This window comes from Pseudomonas sp. MD195_PC81_125, assembly GCF_014060985.1.
GTDB lineage: Bacteria > Pseudomonadota > Gammaproteobacteria > Pseudomonadales > Pseudomonadaceae > Aquipseudomonas > Aquipseudomonas parakoreensis.
This window is the reverse complement of the sequence record NZ_JABULD010000378.1, coordinates 1-1,131: the sequence shown is the minus strand read 5'-3', so window position 1 is coordinate 1,131 and position 1,131 is coordinate 1. Positions and strand designations below refer to the sequence as shown.

Sequence of the window (1,131 nt, the reverse complement as noted above, 5' to 3'; positions counted from 1 at the left end):
TACGTGAGCTCCAGAGATCTATTTATAAGGAAACGCTGGTTGGAAATTGACCTGAAGGCTTGCTTTCTCTAGAATCCCCGGTCTCTTAAAACGGGGGCCATTCCGGCCCGTTGTGGACGAACCAGGTAACACGACATGAAACGTACTTTCCAACCAAGCACTATCAAACGCGCTCGTACCCACGGTTTCCGTGCTCGCATGGCTACCAAGAACGGTCGTGCCGTCCTGTCGCGTCGCCGCGCCAAAGGTCGTGCGCGTCTGGCAGTTTGATAATCCGGCACTGGAGGTGAGTCAGGACTTCAGTCGGGAAAAGCGTCTGCTTACCCCCCGGCATTTCAAGGCAGTCTTTGACTCCCCTACCGGCAAGGTTCCGGGGAAAAATCTCCTGCTCCTTGCGCGCAACAACGATCTTGATCACCCCCGTCTCGGGCTCGTTATCGGGAAAAAGAGCGTAAAGCTCTCCGTTGAGCGCAATCGCCTCAAACGTCTGATGCGCGAATCGTTCCGTCTGCACCAGGATTCTCTGGTCGGCTGGGACATCGTTATCGTCGCGCGCAAAGGTTTGGGCGACGTAGAAAACCCCGAATTGATTCAGCATTTCGGCAAACTCTGGAAGCGCCTGGCCCGTAACAAGCCAGTTCCAGCAGTCAAAACCGAAACTGTAGGGGTAGACAGTCCAGATGCGTAAACTGGCCCTCGTTCCGATCCAGTTTTATCGCTACGCCATTAGTCCTTTGATGGCCAATCACTGTCGTTTCTACCCCAGTTGTTCTTGCTACGCGTATGAAGCCATCGAAAATCATGGCCTTCTGCGCGGTGGCTGGCTGACCTTTCGTCGTTTAGGTCGCTGTCATCCGTGGAATCCCGGTGGTTATGACCCGGTTCCACCTATCCCTACCTCCCGTTCTTCTTCGATGGCCGAGTAATCATGGATATCAAACGCACGATCCTGATCGTCGCCCTGGCAATCGTGTCCTACGTCATGGTTCTTAAATGGAACCAGGATTATGGCCAGGCTGCCCTGCCGACTCAGAATGTTGCTTCCAGCACGACTGCATCCGGTTTGCCGGACACCGTTCCTGGCAATAACGCTTCCGCCAGTGACGATATTCCGCGTGCCGCCAGCGATAC

At 54.6% G+C, this 1,131-nt stretch carries 3 protein-coding genes and 1 pseudogene; all 4 read left to right on the top strand.

Annotated features, from left to right (window positions below; genetic code table 11):
* Nucleotides 1–135: 135 nt before the first annotated feature.
* Nucleotides 136–270, top strand: coding sequence for a 50S ribosomal protein L34 (rpmH, locus tag HT737_RS15695; RefSeq protein ID WP_003213577.1), 135 nt, complete (start codon nucleotides 136–138; stop codon nucleotides 268–270).
* Between the two features lie 16 nt (nucleotides 271–286).
* Nucleotides 287–688 carry a ribonuclease P protein component gene (gene rnpA, locus HT737_RS15690; protein ID WP_011336726.1) on the top strand — a complete coding sequence of 134 codons (402 nt, stop codon included), beginning with the start codon at nucleotides 287–289 and terminating at the stop codon, nucleotides 686–688.
* Nucleotides 681–926 (top strand): membrane protein insertion efficiency factor YidD, encoded by a 246-nt coding sequence (yidD, locus tag HT737_RS15685; RefSeq protein ID WP_080921994.1) that lies wholly within the window; start codon nucleotides 681–683, stop codon nucleotides 924–926. The genes rnpA and yidD overlap by 8 nt, the downstream gene beginning before the upstream one ends.
* A gap of 2 nt (nucleotides 927–928) precedes the next feature.
* Nucleotides 929–1,131 (top strand): annotated as a pseudogene (locus HT737_RS15680) (membrane protein insertase YidC); the annotation flags it as partial.